Origin of the sequence: Flavobacterium aquariorum, assembly GCF_003254745.1 — a bacterium.
GTDB lineage: Bacteria > Bacteroidota > Bacteroidia > Flavobacteriales > Flavobacteriaceae > Flavobacterium > Flavobacterium aquariorum.
On sequence record NZ_QKXH01000021.1, the window covers coordinates 1 to 2,120 of the forward strand.

General features: G+C 34.6%; 2 protein-coding genes. One reads left to right on the forward strand and one right to left on the reverse strand.

What is annotated here, in order from left to right; translation table 11 throughout:
- Positions 1 to 276 precede the first annotated feature (276 nt).
- A complete protein-coding gene (locus tag DOS84_RS18780; protein ID WP_111411641.1) occupies positions 277 to 561 on the forward strand; it encodes a hypothetical protein in 285 nt (94 codons plus the stop codon).
- A gap of 634 nt (positions 562 to 1,195) precedes the next feature.
- Here the strand turns inward: DOS84_RS18780 and DOS84_RS18785 are convergent.
- Positions 1,196 to 1,957, reverse strand: coding sequence for a DUF4262 domain-containing protein (locus DOS84_RS18785; RefSeq protein ID WP_111411642.1), 762 nt, complete (start codon positions 1,955 to 1,957; stop codon positions 1,196 to 1,198).
- Positions 1,958 to 2,120 lie beyond the last annotated feature (163 nt).

The window sequence follows — 2,120 nt, forward strand, 5'->3', positions numbered from 1 at the left end:
CTTGCTGAGATATCAGGAATTGTATTTTGAGAATAGGTATTTAAAGAAATAAATATTAAAAGAATCAGTAACTTCATTTTAAAATGATTTTTTTTTGGTTAAGTCTGTGATTGTATAGCTGGTAACGGTCGGTGCTATAAGAGGATTTTCGGATAAGCAAGCGTAATCTTTCCGATGTGCCAAATCACGGCAAATACAAACAAATAAAACGATTAATAAACAATGCCGAAAATCTCTTATAGCACTTGTTAGGGAATCGGCTTTATACTACGAATTATGCAAACAATAAAAATGAATTGTGATTGTGGAAAAGTTCACGAAGTACATAGAGATAATGAAGCACCAAAAAACGCTATTTCTATGGGTTGTAATTGGTGTCCTGATTGTGAAGATACTGCCGATGATTATTACAACGAATGGTATAATAATAATGACGAAGGTGACGAACCTATAAATACTGAACCTGATATTCCTGATAACCAATTAATGTTATTTTCGATAGCAGATGATATTTTGCAACATCACGTCGTTAAACGGGATGTTGTGCAAGCTGTTCCCTAACGTTCTCGCGCTACAAGCAGTTTGGGATTAAGGAAGCGTAATCTTTCGGATTTGCCAAATCTTCCAAATACAAACTAATTTTTCCAATTAAGCCAAATCCCCAAATTGCTTGTAGCGTGTGTTACTGGTGGCTTGTTTTGTCGAAATTACAATTGAACCGTAAACTTTCACGCTTCTGTTGGCAAAATCCAACTTTCAAGTTTCTGTTTTTAGCTCGTAATTTTCGGTTTATTATTTTCAATTATTCACTTTTCTATTTATAAATTCTGAGCAAAAAAAGCAGATTCTGCTTTTCAAGTTTCTGTTGGAAAATTCCAATTTTCACGCTTTTAATTTTCGGTTCGCAACTTTGGGTGCAATGTTTTTCACATTTCTGTTTTTCAAGTTTCTGCTGGCAAGTTCCAACTTTCACGCTTCTGCTTTGTAAATTTTCTGCGTAAACAAATGCTTATTTTCTAATTGTTTTTATCTGCGTAATTTCGGCACAAGTCACCAGTAACGTTCTGGCGCTTGGCGAGGTTGGGGAATAAAGATGCGAGATTTTTCGGTCAAACACAAATTTTCCAAGTACAAAACCAACTTTCCATTAAGCCTAAAACCCCAATCTCGCCAAACGGCTGTTAGTGGTAGCCTTTTATTCATCATCTTCATTTTCAATATCATTTCTTATCCATTTTCCACCAATAAATTCTCTTTCTGCTTCTTCTCCATATTCAAGGTCAAAAACTTCATTTAAAGTTTTGTCTTTAATTATCATTTGGTGTAATGCAACAATCAAGATATCTTCGGGCATTTGGTCGCCTGTTAAAAACTGCCAATCTCCATCATTGTCGTGGATAACTCTTAAGATAGGTTTCCCAAGTTCAAGCCATTGTCTTGTTGTAAAAACAGCAACGTTTTTAGCCTCATAGAATTTAAAGTCAGCGTTTCTGTCAAGTAAAGGTTGTTTGTAAATGAACTCCTCTTCAAAATCTGTTTCCCATGGAAATTTGTCATTTCGGTCTGTCCATATAAGTTGAATAGCTGGAAATGATTCTGAATTATAGAAGTCTATTGCGGTTCCAAAATAGTCAGCTAAATTTCTGTTGTCAATTTGGATAAATTCAGCTTTACTATTTTCAAATATATCATTGTATGTTTTATTTGTCTCAATTTTTTGTCCACTTTTTACTGAGTCAGCGACATCATTGATTATTGAATGTAAAGTTTGTGTACTAAGTCCGAAACAAATTATTTCGGGATGATTGTATTTAGCCCAAAGTCCAATACTATAAGCGAAAGAAGGCAAATAGTCACTTGCTTCAATAAGTATTACAGAAAGCCCATATTCTTCAATATCAGATTTTGTCCGATTATGATTATCGTCTCTACAATAATGTTCATTTTCTGTTGTCATTCTTTCGTTTAAGTTTTCTTCTGCTAAGGTTACCACTAACGTTCTCGCGCTACACGCGGTTTGGGACTAAATTAAGCCCTGTTTTCGGATTTGCTAAATCTTTCAAATACAAAACCATTTTTCAATTAAGCCAATTGCCCAAATCGCTTGTAGCGTGTGTTGG